The sequence below is a fragment of the uncultured Kiloniella sp. genome, from assembly GCF_937128705.1.
Taxonomy (GTDB): domain Bacteria; phylum Pseudomonadota; class Alphaproteobacteria; order Kiloniellales; family Kiloniellaceae; genus Kiloniella.
On the sequence record NZ_CAKZMP010000329.1, the window covers coordinates 1 to 24,132 of the forward strand.

Sequence of the window (24,132 nt, forward strand, 5' to 3'; positions counted from 1 at the left end):
CTGGCGCCAACACGGTTTGCACCGCGCTCGTACTTCTGAACTTGCTGGAAAGTCAGACCAATAGCTTCGCCCAGCTTTTCTTGACTCATGCCCAGAAGGGTCCGACGCAATCGAACTCTACTACCTACATGAACATCAACTGGATTTGGCTTTCCTTTACCACGAACTGGTTCGTTTTCTTGTACTCGACCCATAATTCCACTCTTTCTAAACTACACACAAGCAACCATCTATACGAGTAAATTTATGCATACTATCGTATGTAGTCAACTTATTTCTTTCAAAAGAGTGTATTTTATTAGTCTTTCACTACTTTTTACGCCTGATTACCAGTGGTAGTAGAAGAAGGCTGATTAGTAGCAGTACAGAGAAATTGCCAATGATCGAAAACAAAGTTTTCCCAGAGATTTTTTTTGGCAGCCCTGTGTCGACAACACCCTTTTCTCCCAAACCAATACTCTTGACCACACGCCCATAAGCATCAATGGAAGCTGAGATACCCGTGTTCGCAACACGGATAATAGGAAGACCTTCTTCAACAGCCCTGAGTTGTGCCATCCCAAAATGCTGATAGGGACCACTGGTTATTCCGAACCAACCATCGTTGGTTGCATTGAGTATCCAGTCTGGTCTTTTGGAAGAATCGGCAACAGCACCGGGGAAAATAATCTCATAGCAAATCAACATGCTCATCCTAGGGAGCCCAGGAACATTCATCGTACGGAGCCCTTCGCCCGGTGTAAAATCAGAGCTTCCGGCCGTCATTTTTTTTAGGAACGGCACCCAGTCTTTCAAAGGCACGTACTCACCAAAGGGGACAAGATGGAACTTGTCATAAGTGTCGATAATTTCACCGCGGCGATCAAGGACATGCATGGAGTTCCGGAAGCTCCGCTCAATACCTCCACCAACAGACAGCTCTTCAACTCTTGGTGCACCCGTAATCAAATATCCAGATGGCGGAACGACTCTTGAAATAACGGAACGTAACTCCTTATCCCCAGACAATAAAAAAGGCACGGCTGTTTCTGCCCAGATTACATGGGTAATATCCTTGAATCCCTCACCTGCGCTTAGCCCCATTTGCGTTACAATGTGTTCCCCCCGCAGGTCCGGTTTCCATTTGTCAGCCTGATTTATGTTTGGCTGAACAAGACGCATTTTTATGTTGTCAACGAAGGCTTCACTACCCGTCGATGCTGCACTTAATCTAAAGGCACCGTAGCCCCAAACAAATAAGGGCATACTCAGAACAAGGAGCACGAAGGCAACACGGCGTTTCATTTCTGAAAATGGAACCTTGGAACTTTCAAACAACACTGCTGGTGCACTGGCAACAAGAAGGGAAAGGAGACTCAAGCCCCAGACGCCAGTTAAGCTTGCAAACTGAATCATTTGATCAGAGAAAGTCCAAACTGAACCGATAAGATTCCAAGGAAATCCTGTAAAAATCCAAGACCGAAGCCACTCGACAAATAACCAGATTGCAGAAAAGGCCAGAACCCGTTCTACCCCTTTAAACCTAAGCCGCCCCATTACGTAACCGATAAGGAGGTGAAAAAGCCCCATTCCTGCCGCCAAGGCAAGAATCGCAAAGGGCATTAACCAGGCGTGGCGAGCGCTATTAACCAGAAAAGCTGCACCAACCCAATAGAGGCCAACGGCGAAATATCCCGTCCCAAATGCCCACCCGATAAAGGCTGCTTTTTTGGGAGCTTCAGCACCTTTCCAGAGCCACAAAAGACCAACAAAGGCAGGAATCAAGAAAGGTATAAAAAACAAAGGTGCAAAAGCGGTTGCAGATAGCCCCCCCAGAACGGCGGCGATACCATAGCGTTTCCAACCTCTAATTTCTTGTAGATTTTGGCTCAGGCTATAAACACCTGCCAGTCCCCGCCCAATCACCATACTGGCTTAGCCTTCTTTTTGTTCTTCGCTATCTGTTGCCGTATTCTTCCATACTTTCAAGCGCTTAATTTTGCGTGGATCAGCATCGAGGACCTCAAACATAACGGCTGTTTCCTCATGTTCAATCAATTCACCTCTCGCAGGTACACGATCAGCAAGCCAGAAGACGACTCCCCCAAGAGTATCAATGTCTTCATCGCGTTCTTCGTCGGTCAGAATAGGACCTATCTTTTCTTCAAGTTCCTCAATCGGGCAGCGCGCATCAGCTACAAAAGAACCATCGGGACGCGGGTATAAACGCGGGCCTTCGTCGGTATCATGCTCATCCTCAATCTCGCCGACGATCTCCTCGACAAGGTCTTCAATCGTGACAAGCCCGTCAATTCCGCCGAATTCATCCACAATCAAAGCCATGTGGACGCGCGACATGCGCATTTCCAAAAGCAAGTCAATCGCCCGCATGGATGGGGCAATGATCAAAACACGACGAACAATACTGGCCAAGTTTGGATTGCGCGCGCCCTTTGAATATTCCAAAACGTCCTTGATATGGACCATACCAATGACATCATCCAGCGTTTCCCGAAAGACAGGTAGTCTTGAATGCCCTGCGCGGCTCATCATATCGATAAGATCCCCGATGGAAGTATCCAAATCCACGGCGATAATATCAGCACGGGGCACCATCACGTCAGAACAGGTCAGATGGCGAAGCTTTAGGATATTCCCGAGCATAACACGCTCGTCTTCCCCAATCGGAGTCAATGATGCAGCTTCATCTTCGCTGCCTTCGATTTCCTCAATGATTTCTTCCATCGTCTCACGAAGACTGGAATCGCCATTTTTGAAACCAAAGCTACGTGTCAACCAATTCCATAGTCCGCCGCGCGACGATGCCTCTGCATCCTGGTCGCGCAGCGACTTACTATTTCCTGATATTTCACTCATCTATCATGCCCTGTAAAAGCCGATCGCCATCAAGCTCGTAAGGGTTATTAACGCCAAGCCTATTCAAAATTTCTACCTCAAGCCCTTCCATCTCAAGTGCATCATCATCTTCAATATGATCATACCCCAACAGGTGCAAAACACCATGCACCAAAAGATGCGAAAAATGATCTTCCAGCCTTTTAGATTGCTCATTTGCTTCTAAAATCAAGGTTTCAATAGATAAAACAATATCGCCAAGCGGCAAAACACCACGTTGAGAGGCAAGGTCAGCCTCGTCCGGGTCATCAAGTGTCGAGAAAGAAAGAACGTTCGTTGGCTTGTCTTTACCTCGGTATTCCTTGTTCAAAGCCTGAACAGAAACATCATTTGCCAAGACAACAGATAGTTCCGCTTCCGAAATCAACGTTGTCTCAGATGAAGAAGGGTCTGCTGAAAAGCCAGCAAAGACATATGAGGCAATTACAGCCCGATGGATAAGCGCTTGATGGTGCGGAAGAAACTCAGACCACTGTGATTCCTTAAGCTCAACAGATACATCGAACCCCGAAGACATAAATGAAGCGCCTTCATTGCTCAAAGACCGTTCCAACGCTTCAGTCATAATCAGGTCAGACATCTACCTGCCTTCCTAATAAAGCCCCCTCTGACACCAGACAGGGTATCGACGGGTTAGCCATCAAAGAAATCTCTTTCTTTCGCTTCACCTTTATTTTCATGATTATCATAGGCACGAACAATTTTTGTAACCAGTTCATGACGAACAATATCTGCATGCGCAAACTGCACGAAACCGACTTCTTCCAATTTGGCAAGGGTTTGTGTTGCATCCCGTAGGCCAGACAGTTGCCCCTTTGGCAAGTCCACCTGTGACATATCACCCGTCACAACCATTCGCGACCGCTCTCCAAGCCGGGTCAAAAACATTTTCATCTGCACAGGGGTCGTATTCTGGGCTTCGTCCAGAATAACAAAGGCATTCGACAGAGTACGGCCACGCATAAAGGCAAGAGGCGCGATCTCAATTTCACCGTTTTCCAGCCGGCCCATAACTTGGTCCGAAGGAAGCATATCATGCAAAGCATCATAAAGCGGACGCAAATACGGATCGACCTTGTCTTTCATGTCTCCAGGAAGGAAACCAAGGCGTTCGCCCGCTTCGACAGCTGGGCGCGATAGAATAATGCGCTCAACATCACCGTTCAGTAACAAGGAAACCCCATAAGCAACAGCCATATAGGTCTTGCCGGTTCCCGCTGGGCCGACACCAAAGACCAACTCGTGACGTTGCATTGCCTTGATATACGCGGCTTGACCTGGCGAACGTGGATTAAGGCGCCTTTTGCGCGTTACAATCGCCAACTCATCGCCATGTGTTGATTCTACTGCTTTTTCTGTTTCATCAACATCCGGTGTTATTTGCGCCATACGAACAACCGCATCAACCTCGCCATCACCCACGTCCAAACCCTTTTGCAACCGTTCATATAGTGCCTTTAAAACAACCTTTGCTGTCGCTACAGAATCTTTATTACCGCTTATCGATACCTGATTACCGCGCGAAGCGAGATCCACACCGAGGTGCTGTTCCAATCGAACTAGATGTTGGTCATGTTCCCCATAAAGCATGGGAAGAAGACTGTTATCATCAAACTCAATTAATTTATTTTGCCGTGCACCACGGGCGGCTTGTCCGTTACGAGCTCTGGCTGTCAAATGCGTCCCTCCATTCCGGCTTTGGCATGCTCTATATTATGCGCGTCAAAACCGCCAAAGTCACCTGTTACTACTGAACCTGTTAAAGAATTTGGTTTTGCTGTCTCTATTTTGACATCAACAATTTGCCCCATCAAACGTTCAGGAGCCTGCACAAAGACAGATTGCATGTACGGACTGCGCCCGCCTAACTGCCCAGTTTCGCGACCTTTGCGTTCAATCAAAACCGAAAGTGTCTTCCCGATCATGCTCTGGTTAAACGACATTTGCTGTGCATTAAGCAATTCCTGTAACATTGCAAGACGTGTTGACTTAACATCCTCTGGGACCTGCGCATCAATACCTGCAGCTGGCGTCCCCGGACGTGGACTATATTTAAAGGAATAAGCTTGAGCATAATTAATATCAGTAACCAGACGTAGCGTGTCTGCGAAGTCCTGATCACTTTCGCCTGGAAATCCAATAATAAAGTCAGACGACAGAGCCAATTCAGGACAAGCATCGCGAAGCTTGTCAATTACCCGCCGATATTCATCGCCAGTGTGTTTACGATTCATCATTTCCAATATGCGGTCAGAACCACTTTGAATTGGTAAATGCAAATAGGGCATTAACTCTGAAAGGTCACGGTGAGTATCAATAAGCTCGTCATCCATATCATTTGGATGCGATGTCACATAGCGAAGGCGTTCAATACCATCAACTTCTGCAAGCTCTCTGAGTAATCGCCCCAAACGCCACGTTTTACCATCAGCACCCTCACCATGATAGCCGTTCACATTTTGACCAAGAAGAGTAACTTCACGCGTACCATTGGCAACCAGACGCTTGGCCTCGTCAACAATCGCCGTTACCGGACGAGAAAATTCAGCACCACGAGTATAGGGAACGACACAGAAGGTACAGAACTTGTCACAGCCTTCCTGAACAGAAAGAAAAGCCGACGGACCATGCGTTTGGCTTTCTTCCGGCAGAAAATCAAATTTGGATTCAACAGGGAAATCCGTGTCAGAAATACCCCGGCCAGTGGTATTACCAAGCGCCTTTGTGACCATTTCAGGTAAACGGTGATAGGTTTGCGGACCAAACACCATATCAACCTGTTTTGCACGGCGTAAAATCTCTTCGCCTTCAGCCTGTGCCACACAACCGGCAACACCAATCAGCATGCGCTCACCACCGGATTCGCGCTTCTCCTTGAGACGACGTAACTGCCCAAGCTCAGAGAAAACCTTCTCAGAAGCTTTTTCGCGTATATGACAGGTATTGAGAATCACCATATCAGCCACGTCAGGGCTATTCACGGTCTCGTATCCCAGAGGAGCCAGAACATCTGTCATACGAACCGTATCATAGACGTTCATTTGACAGCCATAGGTCTTAATATAGAGCTTTTTTGCCAACGTAATTACCAATTCAGCCTAGTGTTATTTGCGGTCATGTTTATGACAAACCGTTCAAACACCTTGTTAAATTACCATCTGTTGGGATTTGAAGCTATCGGTAATCGCTGCCCTCTCAGGGCATTGGAAACGCCGCCAGATACTGCTTTATGACAGTGACTGGCCATTGCTTTCCTATTCGCGAAGGAACTCGCTTCTACTGGCTCTAGGAACTCAACCTCTACAGTTAAAACCCCCATCGCCAGCGCATGCCATAAATGCCCGGGCAATTCCATATCACCATACCAAGCATAAAAGGGCCGCCATAAACGACCCATCGGCATACCATCCAACCGGGTGTATGTAATAGAGATTGGCTGAACCAGCAAGGGGCTATCGTTTTTCGAAGCCTGAGCAACAGAAAAGAGCGCCGATTTAAAAGGTAAAACCCGCGTACCATCGCTTGATGTTCCCTCGGGAAATAAAATCAGATCGCGCCCATTTCCAAGTCGCTTTGCCATGTTGTCACGACTTTCGCTGGACTTATGGCGACGACGTTGAATAAAAACCGTACCGGATAACTTCGCCAGCCATCCAAAAAATGGCCAGTTACCAACTTCGGACTTCGCCACAAAATGCCCGTCAATCAGGCTACCCAAAACAGAAATGTCCAGATAAGAAACATGATTGGATACATACAGTGTCGGTTGGCGCGTACTTTGTTGGCCCCGGGTGACGATCTTAATACCATTAAAAAAACACGTCGAATTATGATACCAGAGGGGTAGCTTATACCGTCCAGGCAAACGAAGGAGTAAAAGAAGAAGCTGTAACGGCATCAGAGCCAAGGTGAACAGGACATAGACAACCAAGCGGCATGAGGCTCTTAAATCAGAGCCCAAACCAGAAGCTACAGCAATGTCCGACATATCATGCTACCTGTTGAGCTGCATTGTCCGTTTCACGGCGATAATGTTTATAATATTTATCTGTTACCCGGCTTGTCTCGACAATCACACAAACATCCGTGGTACCGAATTGCTCATCAATCACAGCGCCATCGCCGATAACACCGCCAAGCCTGAGATACCCCTTAATTAAAGGCGGAAGCTCTTTGATTGCAGCCTTTGGATCAATCTGATCTGCGGGCATAAGATCCATAGAACTAAATCTTTCCGGCAGGGCTTTGGGTCGGATATCTGTATCCGCCAAATGATTGTGATATAGATAGGATAACGGCAGTTTCATCTGCTCTGGATCAACGCCGTGCAAACTTGCGCAGCCAAACATGTAACGAATGTCATAAGTGAAAACATACTGGGCGATACCGCGCCATAAAAGCTGCATCGTTGAACCGCGTCGATATTCCTGATCAATACAGGACCGCCCCAGCTCTAAAATTTCGCCATCAAAGTTCAGCAGCTTTTCCAGGTTGAATTCATCAACCGAGTAAAATTGCCCCCGTTTTTTCGCGCCTTCACGCCTCATCACACGATAAGTGCCAACAACAGCGTCTGGGCCAGTACCCCGGTCATTATCAAAAACAAGCAGATGATCGCAAAAAGGATCAAAGCTATCAAAGTCCCGATTCTCTGCTGCCATCTCAGGAGTAGGCTGTGCGGAGTTCTCACGATAAAAAATATCATATCGCAGATTTTGCGCAGCCAAAATCTCCCGTTCGCTCTCGGCCAAACGGATCGTAAGTTGTCCCGCAGTTACATCGACGGGTCGTGAAGTACCCTCATTCATGCTCAGCGTGTTCCCTGGATAAACATGGCGATTTTAAACATGGCGAGGACTGTGCCAGAAAATTGTGTCTATTTTATTGCACTACAGCCTTCACGCACAGCATAAAGTTCAAGACGATGATCGATCAAGCGATAACCAAGCTTTTGCGCCATCTTATTCAAAAGTTCGTGAATTTCGTCATCAGAAAATTCCAAAACTTCACCAGAATTTACATCGATAAGATGATCGTGAACCCGCTCTGTAACTTCTTCGTAACGGGCGCGGCCATCGCCAAAGTCATGACGCTCAAGAATATTGGCTTCTTCAAACAGCTTCACAGTCCGATAGACAGTCGCGATAGATATCTTCGAATCTAACTTGGAAGCACGGTGATAAACCTGCTCCACATCAGGATGGTCCGTAGAATCAGAAAGAACCCTTGCAATGACTCTTCGCTGCTCGGTCATCTTGAGACCTTTTTCAGCACAAAGAACTTCCAGTTTTGATGCCATAATTACCCTGAGCTCATCGTTAATGGATACAGTACTTTTTTGAATAATTCTAATGTACACAAAATGCGCTACCGAGAAAAGCCCGATAGCGCATTTTTCACGGCTAACCAGTTCAAAGAAAATTGATTACTTGGTCCTGTTTGCTTTTGTCCCCAAGCCAATCTGTTTTGCCAAGGAACTACGTTGTTTTGCATAGTTAGGCGCAACCATTGGATAATCTTGCGGCAAGCCCCAACGCTCGCGATATTCTTCCGGTGTCATGTTATAGGCTGTTTTCAAATGACGTTTAAGCATTTTAAGCTTCTTGCCGTCTTCAAGACATACAATAAATTCTGGCGTAATGGACTTTTTAATAGATACAGCTGGCGTAGGACGCTCTGGCTCTTTCTTTTCTTCCTGACCCAATGTGGATAAAGTGCCGTAGACCTCGCGGATTAATTGAGGCAAGTCTGCTACGGCAACAGAATTGTTGGAAACATGTGCGGAAACAAGACTAGTTGTAAGCTCGACTAATTCTAACGAGGAGTTATCTTCAGACATAGTATGACTGTTCTTTCCCAATATAAAGTTACTTGTAATGATCAAAATATTATTTAATTCATAACATACCAATAGGTGAATTAAAGTTATTTCTTAAAAATTTCAAGTTAGTTTTGATAAAATATTTATATTATTTTATTTATCAATAATAACGCCCGAAGTCATTTAAATATCCGCAGACATGATAACTGCATCAACAGTTGAACCATCTGGTTTGTGGTAGTATTTGGATCTTCGAGCGATTTCCACAAATCCCATCGCCTGATAGAGCGATAGCGCAATGATATTATCCTCAGAAACTTCTAAAAATACTTTATTAACAGATGCTTGATCAAGGTATTCAAATAATTTAGCGATCATCTTTTTTGAATAGCCCAACCTTCGGAAATCTGGATCAACGCAAAATGTCAATATTTCAGCTTCCCCAACGACTTCTTGCCAAATAATAAACCCTACTGGCTTCCTATCATTACAATAGATAAACCCTTTATTTGTTTTTTGAACAAGTAATCCCAAAAAATCTTTTGCATTCCATGCAGCTTCGGCAAATGACCTTGAATGCATTTCTGCCAACAATTCAGCATGCTCAATACCACACAGAATGATTTCCGCTGATTCGCTCATGCCATCATCTAGAACGTCGGCTTGTTTTTGGGTAAGGAAACATCCGGCGCTCGCAAATACAGTGGCTCAACCGACTTATTTTTCCCATCAAAAAGCTGGTGTTCAACGGCACATAACAACAAATTTTGAGCATCAGCATTCGCAGATGAGGTTGAAATTGCTATCTTTCGTCCTGCTTTTTTCAAGTCTTCATATGCCTGATCAATACCATCCCCAACCAAAAGTAAATTACCCCCGGGCAAAAGATCACTTAAATTTTCTGGAAGGGCAGCAAACGGTTCTGTCAACGGATTCAGTTTTGAATCAAAGCTTTGAACAAACAAATCTGCACGTTTCGCATCAATGATGACTACGATTTGAATATCTGATGTCTTTTCAATCGTCGGCACCCCACGGGCAAGAACTTCAAAATTATTAACCCCGACAAGTTGCTTATCGCAGGCAAGTGCAAAACCCTGGGCGGTGGCTAAACCAATACGCACACCAGTAAATCCGCCTGGACCTGTCGTAACAGCAAACCCTGCCATATCCAGCAATTCTTTCCCTGCTTCATCCAAAATCTCTTGCACGATTGGCAAAAGGCGCTCTGATTGTCCACGCCGCATTGTCTCTATACGTGAAGCCAATACTTGGCCTTTGTCCATAACAGCAACGGAACAAGAAGACCCCGCAGTATCCAAACCAAGCAACAATGAATTATCCGCCTGCATTATCGTGAAACCATCCCTTTGACACTCAGGTTAACATAGCTCATAGCTTAAAAGACAAAATAACATTATGGCTTATATCCTTGATGCTGCTTTGTTACAATTGAAGACCACCAATGATCGCCTCTTATTAGGGCTGGCATTAAAGTAACATTAGAGAGCAAAGAAGCTGAACTATCGAAAATGTTTAAAACACACCGTTTTCAATTACTTTCCTTTTTCCTCGCAATCACCCTTGGCCTAATTGGTTTTGAAAAGACCGCTTCAACACAAGAAACGAAAAAGTCTATTGAAGACGTTAATAGAAACGGTGCCGTTGTTGTTATGTATCAACGCTTTGAAGAAAGTAAATACCCAACGACCAGCACGGCTCTCTCCATCTTTGCTGATCATATCCAAGAGCTTCAAAACAAGCAGTACAACGTGATCCCTCTTCTAGATGTCGTTGATGCCCTCAAAAATAATTCACCATTGCCGGATCGTGCCGTTTCAATAACAATAGATGATGCCTATCTTTCTTTCTACGAAACAGCTTGGCCAGCCCTACAAAAAGCAAATCTTCCTATAACTGTATTTGTAACGACATCGGCAGTAGACCAAAATCGGGTCGGGTATATGACTTGGTCCCAAATAAGAGAGCTTGCATCAGATCCTCTTGTGACCATAGGAAATCACGCCAGCGAACTCAGACATATTGCCCACTTATCACAACAAGAACAAAAACAGATTATTGATCAATCGAATCAAACTTTCAGGCGTGCTTTGGGTAAACAGCCAAATCTGTTTGCTTACCCCTATGGTGAGATCAGTAATGACCTGCAAAATGTTTTAAGAGCCGCAGGTTTTAAAGCAGCCTTTGGTCAACATTCCGGTGCCATTGATCCCAATTCTAATCTGATGGCTTTACCGCGCTATCCATTCAATGACCGCTTTGGCACAATGGAACGGTTCAAACTCGCCATCAATAGCTTACCTTTACCTGTATCAGCCGTTTTGCCCGAAGACTTAACCCTCAGTGAAGCGACAAATCCACCCCTCATCGGGTTTACCATCGGTTCACAGATTATTCCCCGTGCAGACGGATCCTATCGAGGGCTAAACTGTTATAGTTCTCAGGGTGAACTTACCTTACAGGAGCTGGGTGGGGGCCGTATTGAGGTTAGATTAAAAGAACCATTCAAGACTGGTCGGGCGCGCCTCAACTGTACCATGCTCGGTCCTGATGGGCGCTGGCGTTGGTTTGGGCAACAGTATTACATCCCCTGAATTAAAAATCTAAAGCCAATAAAAAAAGCCCGAAGTTGAAAACAACTCCGGGACTTTATTTTTTTAGAACAAATCTAATCGTACCTAAGTATTGACCATACCAGTCAGGCGCTAGCGCGGACTTCAGACACTTCTGGAATATAGTGACGCAGCATATTCTCAATGCCCATCTTCAAAGTCGCAGTTGAGCTTGGGCACCCCGCGCACGCCCCTTGCATATGCAGATAAACGACACCGTTTTCGAACCCGTGGAAAACGATATCGCCACCATCCTGTGCAACAGCTGGGCGAACACGTGTATCCAGAAGCTCTTTGATCTGAGACACAATTTCATCATCGTCTTCATCACTTGCTTCAGCGTGGGAAGACATTGCCTCGGAAGCATCCGTCATAACAGGGCGTCCCGCTGTGAAATGCTCCATAATCGTACCAAGAATAGATGGCTTCAGAATATACCACTCTTTGTCTTCTGCCTTGGTAATCGTAATAAAGTCACCGCCAAAAAACACCCCGGTAACGCCTTCGATTTCAAACAATCTAAGAGCAAGAGGAGAATTTGAAGCCGCTTCTTTTGCTTCAAAGAAAGCCGTACCACCGTCAAGTACCGGACATCCCGGTAAAAACTTTAGCGTAGCTGGGTTTGGCGTCTGTTCTGTTTGGATAAACATATCTTGCTCGTTTAAAAATCGGTCTATGATTGTTGTTCTTATATGTAATCTTATAGGGGCTATTCAAGCCCCTATCCACAATGAATATTCATATAGAATATTTCTTTAACTGATTTCGTCGATTTCAGCAGGCTCTAAATTATCAGGCACAACTGTTATTGGCACACGTAACTTACCAATATGTTTCCCCATCAGCGCAGTCAAAAGAGGTCCAGGTCCCCCAGAACCAGAACTCGCGCCCAGAACAAGGATAGAAATTTGATCGTCTTCGTTTACAAGCTTGACCAGCTCATCACGCCGGTCGCCTTCGCGCATGTAAAGAACAGGGATTTGCCCTGAGTATTCAAGAACTTCTTCGCCAAGTTTATTCAACAAAGCTTCGGCTTCTTCCCGGGCTTCTTCTTGCATCAGATCCCCGACAGCCGCCCAGTGATTAAACTCGGCAGGTTCAATGACATACAAAAGCGCAACCCGCCCGCCCGTATGAAGTGCACGGCGGCACGCAAAGCGCATCGCCTGCAACATCTCATCACTATCATCGACGACGACAAGGAAAATCCGATCTGTAGATCCATGATTTCGGCATTTTTTACCGTCAGTCTCTTGATCAATTTTCAATTCTGTCGATTCTGTTTCACTCATGCCTTATCCCTTGCGGAAAATTAAATGACCGATCCAGCCGGATACCAAAGCAATCACAATGGCGATAATACCATACATCGCACCATGAAGGTGTGCATAGTCATAAATTTCAGCTTCGGCCCCTATTTTTGATACCGTCAGGGGTGTCGTTCGCGCGTCAATGATTTGCCCATCACGCAAATGATAGACGCTGACAGAATACGTCCCTGTCGGCACATTGGCAGGCAACTCAAATTCTGTCCGGAATAAATGTTCGCCTAAAAAAACTATTTCCGCGTTTTCCAGCTGATAATTACCGCTACGTAACAGATTCCGAAGCAAAGCTTTTTTCCATGAATCGGCCAATTTCCCCGCAGCTTTTGTTACCGGAAGCTCAAGGCCGATATTGTCAAAGCCGATGGCGTTAAGCGCGCGTGTTGCCGAAGAGGATATTTCTTCAATTGGGCCCGTTGAAGCTATGGAATAAAAACTCGGCACACTTTCGAACTTCATCGACGCGGTATTCATCCAGATCCCGGCGACCTGCCCTTTTCGTTGTACTTTAAAGTCCGTATCCGGCCCTCTCACAACGACAATGACTTCACCTGGGGAATTAATACTGCCAAACAGAAGAATGCGATCACCTGAAAATCCGGCCGTAATTGCCACAAGGTGACTGGAAAGATCCGCCTCAATGGCCTTCGTCTCTTTTCCTGACAAAACAAAAAGAAATGATAAAACAATCATCAAAAGAGCATTTAATGAGCAGGCTTTATTATCTGGAAAAAGTCGGTATCTCCGAGATGTCGCACACGTTATCATCACACCATCTCCAAAACATAGAGATCAGCGGGTTCGATCAAAAGATCAAGGAACAGTTTGCCACAAACCATGACAACCAGAATCCCCAGCAACAGGCGTAACCAGTCACCCTGCATTTTGGCCCCTATCCGCGTACCAACCTGGGCCCCGAGGACAGAGCCAACCAACAGTAAAAGTGCGAGAACAACATCAACGGTCTGGTTCTGAGCTGCCTGTAAAAAAGTCACGTTCGCAGCAACAAAGATAATCTGGAAAAGCGATGTTCCAATCACCATCGCTGTCGGCATACCCAACATATAGATCATTGCTGGCACAAGAATGAACCCACCACCAACCCCCATAATGGCAGAGAGAACACCAACAAAAAAACCAATACCTAGCGGCAGAAGCGCCGAAATATAAAGCCGGGATTTACGAAAGCGCATTTTCAGCGGCAAACCATGGAACCAGTTATGTTCATGCAACTTGCCACGGGAAACACCCCCTGACTTTCTGCGCCGGAACACAGCCTTGATACCTTCGAGCATCATCAAAAGCCCGATCGTACCCAGAAAGACCACATAGGAAAGATTAATAACAAGATCAATTTGGCCAAGACTTTTTAGGAAAGTAAACAAGCCAACACCGAGTGTGGACCCGATAAAGCCGCCAATCAGTAATATCCAGCCCATCAGGAAATCAACATTTCCCCGCTTCCAATGGGCAAAAACACCGGAAACCGAAGACGCGATTACATTGTTTGCTTGTGTTGCAACGGCAACGGCAGGGGGAACGCCGACAAAAATCAGGATTGGCGTCATCAAAAAGCCGCCCCCAACACCAAATATCCCCGAAAGCAGTCCGACACCGCCCCCCATTGCCAATAAGAGGATTATGTCGACAGATATCTCAGCGATCGGCAGATAGATTTGCATTGCCGTCAGTCGCCCTTTTCACAGGTATTCATTTAGCTCTACCCTGTTCTACCGTTTCAGGCAGAAAGTTTTTATTCATAGGCTTTCAAGGGAGCACCCCTAAAGAAATCTATCCTGCTTCACGAAAAAGGAAAAGGGGGTCCATTGAATATTTTCTTTATTTTTCAACTTTTTGCTTAATATTTTTTTAATTTGGCCAATTATAAAAACACACCAGTGCTTTTCTTTTCAAACGCTTCCCTAAAAGAAAAGGGCATCAGAAACAAACCTGATACCCTTTTCATAAGACATGTGGAGCCAAATATTATTTATACTGGCTCCATGTAACGATAAGCTTTTACTTGTTACGACCGTAAAAAACCAACAGCTTCAAAAACTTCTTTCATCACAGGTTCTGCTAGCTTAGCAGCCCGATCAGCCCCCTGCTTGAGCACAGAATCAACGTATGATTTATCATCCATCAATCGTTTCATTTCCGACCCCATTGGTCCCAACTTGGTAACCGCAACTTCTGTCAGAGATTTTTTAAAATCGGCAAAGCCTTTACCTTCAAATTCACCCAGGACATCAGAAAGCTCTTTGTCGTTTAACGCCGCATAGATAGACAGCAAGTTAAACGCTTCCGGACGTTCTCTGCGGGCGTCATCAAGCAACTTACCATTTTCATCCAACACTTCAGCACCGGAGATTAAATGTGGATCACTCGTTGCCTTCTTGATTTTTTTGGCAACGGTATCTGCATCATCCATCATGGTGATACGACTGTAATCCGATGGATCAGACTTGCTCATCTTTTTACTACCGTCACGCAAAGACATAATGCGTGTTGCAGCACCAAAAATAAGTGGTTCCGGTACAGGGAAAAGATCAACATTGAAATCATTATTGAACTTAATGGCGATATCACGCGTCAATTCAAGGTGCTGTTTCTGGTCCTCACCAACGGGTACGTGGGTTGCTTTATAGGCAAGAATATCCGCCGCCATCAGGTTTGGATAGACATACAAACCTGTGGATGCTTTCTCACGGTTTTTTCCGGCCTTGTCCTTAAACTGCGTCATCCGGTTCAACCAACCAATCCGTGATACACAATTAAATATCCAGCCAAGCTCAGCATGAGCAGAGACTTGTGACTGATTAAAGATGATGTGCTTTTCAGGATCAACGCCCGCCGCCAGATATGACGCCGCAACTTCACGTGTATTATCAATCAACTGCTTAGGATCTTGCCAGACAGTAATGGCATGCATATCAACGACACAGAAGATGCACTCATAGTCGTTCTGAAGGCGCACAAAATTACGAATAGCGCCGAGATAATTGCCAAGATGTAGGTTCCCTGTGGGCTGCACGCCCGAGAAGATACGCTTCATGGGAAAAGATCCATTCCAATAGCGGTTGATAGTAAGATTTAAGAAAAGGCTTTATCGCCGTTCAAAACCCTGGGGTCAAGAGCTGGAACCAAGACGCAAGATGCAGATCAGTCGAACAAACCTTTCGGATCATAAATCGGTTCTCCGCCAAGAAGTGTTGCCTCTACATTCACAGACCCGATCTCATTTATCGGTATATCCAGAATATTACGGTCCAGTACAACAAAGTCCGCCAGCTTGCCCCGTTCAATTGATCCTGTTTTTTCCTCGTGCTGCAATAGCTTTGCGACATTGAGCGTCATCATTTCGATAACTGTCTCCACTTGGTCGAAAGCACCCTAGACAAAACCCGATAAAAACTTACCGTCCTGCTAACTATGCTATGCCATACCATATCTTTGACAGGTTTAATTCTTTATTCTGAATGCGTTAAAGGCAAGATCAAGAAGATTTTCAATCCTGCCTTCAATGGTACAACTTCAGAAAATCGAATAATAGATGCCTAACTTTCCTTGAAAACAAATGCCTTCTGACGCGGAAACAAATTATTCAATGCGCCATCAAGCTCTGGATAAGAGAATTTATAGCCCAGTTCAATCGCCCTAGAAGGTACTAAATTTTGACCTTCTAGAAAAATTGCAGACATATCTCCAAGCATTCTTTTCAGTAAAAATTCCGGCAGGGAAAAAACGATCTTTTTATTGAAAACCTCACCCAAACTCGTCATGAAGTCTTTATGGCGAACTCCATCTGGGGCTGTAGCATTAATTGCACCACATATTTTTGGGCAATTCAAAGAAAAGTCAATTAACCCAAGAGCATCTTTTATATGAATCCAGGGCATCCACTGCTGCCCACTTCCCATGACAGCGCCGAGGCCCAATTGTACAGGCCTTGCTAAACTTGGTAATGCGCCTCCGTCACGCCCTAATACAATTCCAAAGCGTAATAGCGATACCCTTACATCATAATCTTCAGCCTTGAGTGCTGCAGCTTCCCATTCTTGGCAAAATTCAGATAAAAAGACAGGCTGTCCCTTACTTGCCTCATTAAGGCGGCTTTCACCACCATCGCCATAAAATCCAACAGCAGAAGCATTGACCAAAACTTCCGGCTTGATCTTTAGTCGAGCGACAAGAGAGACGAGGGCATTTGTTGTGTCGACTCGACTGTTCCTAATTCCTTTTCGACGTGATTTTGTCCACGGGAGACCAATTACCGCCTCACCAGCAAGATTGATGATCTGGTCAATTTTAGTGTTATCTGAAATATCATCTAACCTTTCAATGCTATTAACATTGGCCCCAAAAGCATTTTCTGCTTTCGCTCGATCTCTCGTCAATACAAAGACGATTTTCCCCTTTGAAAGCTGTTCGCGTACAACCGCTTTGCCAACAAATCCAGTCGCCCCTGTTATCAATACTGTTTGGGGGGTCATAACGGTACCAACTGCAATCGGGTTTCGTATGTGTTCAGGCGTTTGTAAAGGTCCGAGTTTAATGACCGCATAAAAATCCCGAATTCCCCAAAAGAAAACGCCAACACCATAAAGCGTCATTACCCAAGAAAGAATCCCATAGTCAGCAACTTTGGCTACTGTTGCCCCCAAACTCCACTCCCACAGAATGGGTAAAAGTAAAATCAAAACTGCCCCGTAATTCATGGCTAATACAGTATGTAAAACACGTTCCAGAGGTGGCAACTTTCTGGTCATATCTTCTTCAATAAAATCCCACAGAGTAATGCCAACTTCCACGACCAACAAAATGATGGTGATAATGCCAAAAATTCCATGCCACGTTGCCCATCCCAACATAAGAAATAAAGCTGCGTAAATAAATTCACGCGCACTGTGGAGCATCAATTCTTTACGCGCGCTAGGTTTTGAGGGAAGGGCTTCTGTGATTTCATGATGCCAAAAGTTATCAAAAGCCCCCATAATACCCTGAAGAACAAGTAAACTAAGTACGAGTAGCATTTTTCATCTCCTCTTCTTTAAAATAGCCATCTTGAAATGCGAGTTGTCCAAAGACAGGATGATCCACTTCCAAAACAAACTGAAACTGATCACTTCCTAAGTCGCGATGCGTAACGCGAAGCGTTCCCGGGCTCAGAAAATTTGGAAGACTTATCCGTTTCCCAAACAACTGCAGGTAAAATTTCGTGGATACAAAGTGAAGTGCACCTTTTGCTTCTTCAAGCTTGAGCTTCATCCCAAAGTGCTTACCGAAACATTCCAGTAATCCTTCGTTTTCACTTACAATTTTTGTCGTACGTGCAATTTGTTTTTTATCAGATGCAAAATAATAATGTCGCTCCCAAACAATACCTCCGGGTCGGTCTGGATCATCAAATGTGATCACATCACAAGGAATATCCTGTCCACGTGACCAGGCCATCGGGCTACCAATCAACCTTGCCGTATGCGCCATAAGCAACCCAATGTAGCTAGCATCAACCCGATGCATTTTACCGCAATACAGATGCGTATTCCCCAATTGAGCATCACAACCAAATCGTTTTCGGATTGCTGGCTTTAATCTCAACCAAGCATCATCCCCAAGTAAAAATCGGATATGAAGTGGATCTGGATCATTTACCTCAACTTGCTTACCTGTCCCCATTACAGACATTTTTTGAGAATCGTAAGAAGAAGTGCATTGATTTTTTTGATATCCACACTCCACTTTTCCTCACTTTCTGTAATTTCTGTTATAACAGAAATTACTAGTTAAAAAGGTAGGGCAGATATTCATCCGCCCTATAGCCTACTTACCTACAAACTTTGCAACCTTTGCCCCTAATTTCATTATCTTAATTAATGTCCCCTTTGGCAGGCGACTTATTTGCTCGTACCAGTTCGTAAGATTGGTAATAAAATCGAGCATATCCTGCATGCGCTTTAAGCTTTCGGCAGGGATTTCATTTTCTTCAGAGCCATCAAGAACACATTGACGCAATGTAGTGAGGGTAGGTGCTATTTCCCTCTGTTTTCTCGCGTTTGCAATCGTTAGAAGCATTTCCCAAAGGTCATGCGTTGCTTCAAAATGATCCCTACGATCGCCTAAAACATGAATCAGATGAACAAGCTCCCACCCCTGCAATTCTTTTAAACTCGTACTTACATTGGATCGCGCAATATTTAGGGTTTCAGAGATTTCTTCCGCATGCATTGGGCGTGCAGCAAGATACAAAAGCGCATGTATCTGTGAAACGGAACGATTCACTCCCCAGCGGGATCCCATTTCGCCCCAATGAAGGACATAACGTTCCATGGCAGGTGTGAGTTTCATAACAATTTCCGTAATTTCTGTTATTACAGAAATAGAAGAATTATATTAAATTGTCAACCATGCTACTCATATAAAACATTCCATACAAAAAAGGGCCGGAGGAATGATCCTCCGGCCCTTTTATTCGCAAGAAAATGCGTTAATTAATTCCAGCTTTTAACAAGCTCGTCATAATCAACTGTTTCACCTTGTGGTTTCTCGTTGGCCAATTTGGCTTTTGGAGAACCAGGCTGATTCAGCCAGTAGCTGGCTTCTTTTTCTTCGTTCAGCTTAGGTCCACACTCGCCCTGTACGCCTGCGCGTTCCAGACGTCCAAGAACTTTGTCCTGAGCAGCTGCAAGTGCATCCATAGCTTCCTGAGGTGTTTTTGCACCAGAGCTGGCATCACCAATGTTCTGCCACCATAGCTGTGCAAGTTTTGGATAGTCAGGAACGTTGATACCTGTTGGTGTCCACTGAAGACGGGCAGGTGAACGATAGAATTCGACCAAACCACCAAGTTTCGGTGCACGCTCTGTGAAGGATTCATGCTGGATATCGCTTTCACGTACGAAAGTTAGACCAACGTGACTTTTCTTCAGAGAAACCGTTTTGGCAACAGTGAACTGTGCATAGAGCCATGCAGCTTTACGACGATCAACTGGTGTGGATTTCATAAGAGTCCAAGAACCAGCATCCTGATAACCAAGCTTCTGACCTTCTTCCCAATAAGGACCGTGTGGGGAAGGTGCCATACGCCATTTTGGTGTACCGTCTTCGTTTACAACGGGAAGACCGTCTTTCACCATGTCAGCAGTAAAGGCAGTGTACCAGAAGATCTGCTGTGCAACAGCACCTTGCGCAGGAACTGGGCCAGCTTCACCAAAAGTCATACCCGGTGCTGATGGTGGAGCATAAGCTTTGAGCCAATCAACATATTTGGCTACGGAGTAAACCGCAGCAGGACCGTTTGTCGCGCCACCACGTGATACTGAAGAACCAACCGGGCTACAGCCTTCCATACGGATGCCCCATTCATCAACCGGTATACCGTTTGGAATGTTTTTGTCGCCAGCACCAGCCATTGACAACCATGCATCAGTAAAGCGCCAACCAAGTGAAGGATCTTTTTTACCGTAATCCATATGGCCATATATAGTTTTACCGTCGATTTCTTTCACGTCATTTGTAAAGAAGTCGGCAATATCTTCATAAGCAGACCAGTTAACCGGAACGCCCAGATCATAGCCGTATTTTGCTTTAAATTTAGCTTTGATATCAGGGTCAGAGAACCAGTCATAACGGAACCAATATAGATTCGCGAACTGTTGTACAGGAAGCTGGTAAAGCTTGCCATCAGGACCGGTAGTGAACGATGTACCGATAAAATCACCAAGATCGAGATCCGGGTTACTTACATCAGAACCTTCACCTGCAATCCAGTCAGAAAGCGGCACAACCTGTTGGTAACGATAGTGCGTACCAATAAGATCTGAATCGTTGATGTAGGCATCATAGATGTTTTTACCGGACTGCATCTGTGTTTGCAGCTTTTCAACAACATCGCCTTCACCGATCAGGTCATGGTTAACCTTGATGCCTGTGATTTCATAGAAAGCCTTGGCAAGAGTTTTTGATTCGTACTCGTGCGTTGTAATGGTTTCGGAAACCACATTGATTTCCATGCCTTTGAAAGGCTCAGCAGCTTTTGCAAACCACTCCATTTCTTTCATTTGATCAGCTTTGGACAAAGTCGAAGGCTGAAATTCATTTTCTACCCAGTTCTTAGCTGCAGCTGCATCCGCATGAGCTGCGCCAGCTGAGAGAACCAAAGCGACGGCTGTTAGAGCGCCGCCAATATAACGGGACTTCATTATTATATCTCCCTGTTGCTTCATTCAGTAAACGAGTTTGCCTCGTCACCCCACATTTGCCCTCTAGGTGTTTACACCCATCTAAACACGATGAATGCGTAGACAGCGCTTACGACGAGGGCTCCCCACAGTTGGATATCTGACATCAGAAGCCAACCGAGGTGAATAAAAGCACTGCCCAGTAGTGTAATAAACAATCGATCCCCACGCGTGGTTGGAATATTAAGAATTCCAACCTTTTCCCTTTCGGGGAATTTGATTGCCAATACCGTCATAACAACAAGGGTTGTTGCAATGATGATAAAGAAAGTAGCCGTTGGCCAAGTCCAGGCCATCCAGTTCAATTCCATGATACGGACTCCCCTTTAAACCCGGCCCAGGGCAAAGCCCTTGGCAATATAGTTACGAACAAAATAGATCACCAGAATACCCGGTATAATGGTCAGTATCCCGGCCGCTGCTAGCACACCCCAATCAAGGCCCGACGCAGACACGGTACGTGTCATGGTCGCGGAAATTGACTTGGCATCAACAGAAGTCAGCGTTCTGGCCAACAACAATTCAACCCACGAGAACATGAAACAGAAGAATGCAGCCACGCCGATACCCGAAGAAATCATCGGTGTGAAAATACGGGTAAAGAAACGCGGGAACGAATAGCCGTCAATATAGGCGGTTTCATCAATTTCACGCGGGACACCAGACATAAATCCTTCGAGAATCCAGACCGCCAAGGGAATGTTAAACAGACAGTGTGCCAAGGCCACCGCTATGTGCGTATCAAACAATCCCACAGCCGAATAAAGCTGGAAGAACGGCAAGGCAAAAACCGCTGGCGGTGCCATTCTGTTGGTCAAAAGCCAGAAAAACAGATGCTTATCGCCCATAAAGTTATAGCGCGAGAATGCATAAGCCGCAGGCAAGGCAACCAATAGGGTAATGATCGTGTTCAACACCACATATATTGTCGAGTTTATGTAACCGTTGTACCAGCTTGGGTCTGTAAAGATCACCATATAGTTGGCAAAGGTCAGATCCTGTGGCCAAAGGCTAAAGGTACTGAGAATTTCCTCGTTCGTTTTCAAGGACATGTTCAGCAGCCAATAGATCGGCAACAGCAAGAAAACGATGTAAAGGATAGTGACGAGAGCTTTGGTTTTCATGACTTAAGACTCCGCTCTGTCTAAATAGCTCATCACTGTGAAGAATACCCAGCTGAAGAGCAGAATGATTAAGAAATAGACCAACGACATCGCCGCAGCAGGCCCTAGGTCAAACTGACCAATTGCCATTTGAACCAAATCGATCGAAAGGAAGGTTGTCGCATTACCCGGTCCACCACCAGTCACCACGAATGGCTCGGTATAGATCATGAAGCTATCCATAAAGCGCAACAGCACAGCGATCAGAAGTACACGGTTCATCTTTGGCAACTGGATAAAACGGAATGTCGCCCACTTGCTCGCTCCGTCAATTCTGGCGGCCTGATAATAGGCATCAGGAATTGACTGCAAGCCAGCATAACAAAGCAACACAACAAGCGAAGTCCAGTGCCACACATCCATGACGATCAAGGTCACCCAGGCATCAATTGTGTTTTGCGTATAGTTGTATTCAATACCCAATCCATCCAGAGCAGCCCCCAGAAGACCAATATCAATACGACCAAAGATCTGCCAGATAGTGCCCACCACATTCCAGGGAATAAGGAGTGGCAATGCCATAAGGATCAAGCAAAACGGAACCCAGAGTCCTTTTTTCGGCATCGCCAACGCAATGGCGATACCAAGCGGAATTTCGATAGAAAGGATAATAAAGGAGAACAGGAACTGACGCCCTAGCGCCCCGTGGAAACGGTCAGACCGAAGAACTTCCTGGAACCATTCAATACCAGCCCAGTAGAATTCATTATTTCCAAAAGTATCCTGAAAGGCATAGTTAACCACTGTCATCAAAGGAATGACCGCAGAAAATGCCACGATTAAAACAACAGGAAGAACAAGCCACCAAGCGCGGTTATCGGACCATTTATTCATGATCAAGCCTCCTCTACCAAATGACTGTTGGCATAAAGATTCACATGCGTTGGATCGACAACAAGACGCGCACCATCAGTAGGAACCTCATCTTCTTCGTTGACCATCACTTTAAACTCATGATCTTCAAGACGGACACTTGCCACCTTAAATCGGCCAAGATCTTCTACTTTTTGAATAGAAACGGTCGGCCCCGATCCTTCACGTGAAAGCGACAGGAATTCCGGACGAATACCAACTTCCAGCGAGGCACCCGCGGGTATATTACTCAGGCCCTGTTCCATGGCAAAAGCATGGCCAGCAACCATTGCCTGCTTACCATCAATATGACACGGCACAACGTTCATGCCCGGTGAACCGATGAAGTAACCAACAAAGGTATGTTTTGGACGCTCAAACAGCTCTTCAGGTGTGCCCATCTGAACAACAGCACCATCGTACATAACAACCACTTTATCAGCGAAAGTCAGTGCTTCCGTCTGATCGTGTGTGACGTACACCATCGTGTAGTTAAAGCGTTTGTGCAGATGCTTAAGCTGAGAGCGCAACTGCCACTTCAAATGAGGATCAATAACGGTCAATGGCTCATCAAACAAGATCGCTGACACATCAGCACGAACCAAACCGCGCCCCAGAGAAATCTTCTGTTTGGCATCAGCCGTAAGGCCACTTGCTTTACGCTTGAGACTATCCTCCATTTCCAGCAGTTCAGCGATTTCACGCACACGCCCATCAACTTCGCTAGCACTCACACCACGGTTTCGAAGCGGGAAAGCCAAGTTGTCATAGACAGTCATGGTGTCATAAACCACCGGAAACTGGAAAACCTGTGCAATATTGCGGTCTTCAGTTGCCTTATTGGTGACCGCCTCTCCATCGAAGAGAATTTCACCGTGCGTTGGCTTCAACAAACCGGAAATAATATTCAGAAGTGTTGTTTTACCACAACCAGATGGACCAAGCAGCGCATAGGCTCCACCATCTTCCCACACATGATTAAGCTCTTTAAGGGCAAAATCCTGCGGCTCCTGGATATGCGGCATATAAGAATGCGCCAGACCATTCAGTTCAATCTTCGCCATTACGCTTGCTCCCCAGCTGTACCCCAGGGGCCAGCAACCAGCTTGCCATTGGTATCAAAAACAAAACACTTGGAAGGTTCCAGATAGACTTCGATATCGCTATCGATTTCAATTTCCTGCACCCCATGCGTAAGGCTGA

At 45.5% G+C, this 24,132-nt stretch carries 27 protein-coding genes; 1 reads left to right on the forward strand and 26 read right to left on the reverse strand.

Features of this window, described 5'->3' with window-relative positions; all coding sequences use genetic code 11:
* The 12 genes from Q0241_RS16670 to tsaB all read right to left on the reverse strand — a co-directional run.
* Positions 1-194, reverse strand: a 194-nt coding sequence (locus Q0241_RS16670) for a helix-turn-helix transcriptional regulator (protein ID WP_299379533.1), incomplete at its 3' end; no start/stop codon positions are given.
* Between the two features lie 115 nt (positions 195-309).
* Entirely contained in the window at positions 310-1,908 is a 1,599-nt protein-coding gene (gene lnt, locus Q0241_RS16675) for an apolipoprotein N-acyltransferase (RefSeq protein WP_299379535.1), read from the reverse strand.
* 6 nt (positions 1,909-1,914) lie between these two features.
* Positions 1,915-2,856, reverse strand: coding sequence for a hemolysin family protein (locus Q0241_RS16680; RefSeq protein ID WP_299379537.1), 942 nt, complete (start codon positions 2,854-2,856; stop codon positions 1,915-1,917).
* Positions 2,849-3,475: an rRNA maturation RNase YbeY gene (ybeY, locus tag Q0241_RS16685; protein ID WP_299379538.1), complete on the reverse strand. Its 627-nt coding sequence runs from the start codon at positions 3,473-3,475 to the stop codon at positions 2,849-2,851. Before ybeY ends, Q0241_RS16680 begins: the two co-directional genes overlap by 8 nt.
* A 53-nt stretch (positions 3,476-3,528) precedes the next feature.
* The gene (locus Q0241_RS16690) at positions 3,529-4,572 is read right to left on the reverse strand and encodes a PhoH family protein (RefSeq protein WP_366941197.1); all 1,044 of its coding nucleotides are present in this window, start codon (positions 4,570-4,572) and stop codon (positions 3,529-3,531) included.
* Positions 4,569-5,975: a tRNA (N6-isopentenyl adenosine(37)-C2)-methylthiotransferase MiaB gene (miaB, locus tag Q0241_RS16695; protein WP_299379540.1), complete on the reverse strand. Its 1,407-nt coding sequence runs from the start codon at positions 5,973-5,975 to the stop codon at positions 4,569-4,571. Before miaB ends, Q0241_RS16690 begins: the two co-directional genes overlap by 4 nt.
* Before the next feature lie 71 nt (positions 5,976-6,046).
* Positions 6,047-6,883: a 1-acyl-sn-glycerol-3-phosphate acyltransferase gene (locus Q0241_RS16700; protein WP_299379542.1), complete on the reverse strand. Its 837-nt coding sequence runs from the start codon at positions 6,881-6,883 to the stop codon at positions 6,047-6,049.
* A gap of 1 nt (position 6,884) precedes the next feature.
* Entirely contained in the window at positions 6,885-7,703 is an 819-nt protein-coding gene (locus Q0241_RS16705; RefSeq protein WP_299379545.1) for a GNAT family N-acyltransferase, read from the reverse strand.
* 68 nt (positions 7,704-7,771) lie between these two features.
* Positions 7,772-8,194: a Fur family transcriptional regulator gene (locus Q0241_RS16710; RefSeq protein WP_299379548.1), complete on the reverse strand. Its 423-nt coding sequence runs from the start codon at positions 8,192-8,194 to the stop codon at positions 7,772-7,774.
* 126 nt (positions 8,195-8,320) lie between these two features.
* Entirely contained in the window at positions 8,321-8,734 is a 414-nt protein-coding gene (locus Q0241_RS16715) for a MucR family transcriptional regulator (RefSeq protein ID WP_299379549.1), read from the reverse strand.
* Between the two features lie 165 nt (positions 8,735-8,899).
* Entirely contained in the window at positions 8,900-9,358 is a 459-nt protein-coding gene (gene rimI / locus Q0241_RS16720) for a ribosomal protein S18-alanine N-acetyltransferase (RefSeq protein ID WP_299379552.1), read from the reverse strand.
* A gap of 8 nt (positions 9,359-9,366) precedes the next feature.
* Positions 9,367-10,068, reverse strand: a complete 702-nt coding sequence (gene tsaB / locus Q0241_RS16725; RefSeq protein ID WP_299379554.1) for a tRNA (adenosine(37)-N6)-threonylcarbamoyltransferase complex dimerization subunit type 1 TsaB — start codon at positions 10,066-10,068, stop codon at positions 9,367-9,369.
* A 180-nt stretch (positions 10,069-10,248) separates the two neighbouring features.
* Between tsaB and Q0241_RS16730 the strand changes: the two genes are divergently transcribed.
* On the forward strand, positions 10,249-11,331 hold the full coding sequence (locus tag Q0241_RS16730) for a polysaccharide deacetylase family protein (protein ID WP_299379556.1): 1,083 nt from the start codon (positions 10,249-10,251) through the stop codon (positions 11,329-11,331).
* A gap of 104 nt (positions 11,332-11,435) precedes the next feature.
* Here the strand turns inward: Q0241_RS16730 and Q0241_RS16735 are convergent, their stop codons facing one another.
* The 14 genes from Q0241_RS16735 to Q0241_RS16800 all read right to left on the reverse strand — a co-directional run bounded on the left by Q0241_RS16735 (position 11,436) and on the right by Q0241_RS16800 (position 23,993).
* Positions 11,436-11,999 (reverse strand): NifU family protein, encoded by a 564-nt coding sequence (locus Q0241_RS16735; RefSeq protein ID WP_299379558.1) that lies wholly within the window; start codon positions 11,997-11,999, stop codon positions 11,436-11,438.
* 105 nt (positions 12,000-12,104) lie between these two features.
* Positions 12,105-12,641, reverse strand: a complete 537-nt coding sequence (locus tag Q0241_RS16740; RefSeq protein WP_299379561.1) for a universal stress protein — start codon at positions 12,639-12,641, stop codon at positions 12,105-12,107.
* 3 nt (positions 12,642-12,644) lie between these two features.
* On the reverse strand, positions 12,645-13,442 hold the full coding sequence (locus tag Q0241_RS16745; RefSeq protein ID WP_299379564.1) for a TIGR02186 family protein: 798 nt from the start codon (positions 13,440-13,442) through the stop codon (positions 12,645-12,647).
* Positions 13,442-14,356: a sulfite exporter TauE/SafE family protein gene (locus Q0241_RS16750; RefSeq protein ID WP_299379567.1), complete on the reverse strand. Its 915-nt coding sequence runs from the start codon at positions 14,354-14,356 to the stop codon at positions 13,442-13,444. Before Q0241_RS16750 ends, Q0241_RS16745 begins: the two co-directional genes overlap by 1 nt.
* Positions 14,357-14,700: 344 nt before the next feature.
* Complete coding sequence (trpS, locus tag Q0241_RS16755) at positions 14,701-15,729, reverse strand: tryptophan--tRNA ligase (RefSeq protein ID WP_299379570.1); 1,029 nt, start codon at positions 15,727-15,729, stop codon at positions 14,701-14,703.
* A gap of 107 nt (positions 15,730-15,836) precedes the next feature.
* Positions 15,837-16,052 carry an amidohydrolase family protein gene (locus Q0241_RS16760; RefSeq protein ID WP_299379573.1) on the reverse strand — a complete coding sequence of 72 codons (216 nt, stop codon included), beginning with the start codon at positions 16,050-16,052 and terminating at the stop codon, positions 15,837-15,839.
* Positions 16,053-16,231: 179 nt separating this feature from the next.
* Entirely contained in the window at positions 16,232-17,707 is a 1,476-nt protein-coding gene (locus tag Q0241_RS16765; protein WP_299379576.1) for a TIGR01777 family oxidoreductase, read from the reverse strand.
* Complete coding sequence (locus tag Q0241_RS16770; RefSeq protein WP_299379579.1) at positions 17,691-18,362, reverse strand: DUF4166 domain-containing protein; 672 nt, start codon at positions 18,360-18,362, stop codon at positions 17,691-17,693. The genes Q0241_RS16765 and Q0241_RS16770 overlap by 17 nt, the downstream gene beginning before the upstream one ends.
* 135 nt (positions 18,363-18,497) lie before the next feature.
* Positions 18,498-19,022 carry a MarR family transcriptional regulator gene (locus Q0241_RS16775; protein WP_299379581.1) on the reverse strand — a complete coding sequence of 175 codons (525 nt, stop codon included), beginning with the start codon at positions 19,020-19,022 and terminating at the stop codon, positions 18,498-18,500.
* A gap of 143 nt (positions 19,023-19,165) precedes the next feature.
* A complete protein-coding gene (locus Q0241_RS16780; protein WP_299379583.1) occupies positions 19,166-20,875 on the reverse strand; it encodes an ABC transporter substrate-binding protein in 1,710 nt (569 codons plus the stop codon).
* Positions 20,876-20,946: 71 nt separating this feature from the next.
* The gene (locus Q0241_RS16785; RefSeq protein ID WP_156176779.1) at positions 20,947-21,225 is read right to left on the reverse strand and encodes a DUF2160 domain-containing protein; all 279 of its coding nucleotides are present in this window, start codon (positions 21,223-21,225) and stop codon (positions 20,947-20,949) included.
* Between the two features lie 15 nt (positions 21,226-21,240).
* The gene (locus tag Q0241_RS16790; protein ID WP_047764155.1) at positions 21,241-22,038 is read right to left on the reverse strand and encodes a carbohydrate ABC transporter permease; all 798 of its coding nucleotides are present in this window, start codon (positions 22,036-22,038) and stop codon (positions 21,241-21,243) included.
* A 3-nt stretch (positions 22,039-22,041) separates the two neighbouring features.
* Entirely contained in the window at positions 22,042-22,911 is an 870-nt protein-coding gene (locus Q0241_RS16795; protein WP_299379593.1) for a carbohydrate ABC transporter permease, read from the reverse strand.
* 2 nt (positions 22,912-22,913) lie between these two features.
* The gene (locus Q0241_RS16800) at positions 22,914-23,993 is read right to left on the reverse strand and encodes an ABC transporter ATP-binding protein (protein ID WP_299379596.1); all 1,080 of its coding nucleotides are present in this window, start codon (positions 23,991-23,993) and stop codon (positions 22,914-22,916) included.
* Positions 23,994-24,132 lie beyond the last annotated feature (139 nt).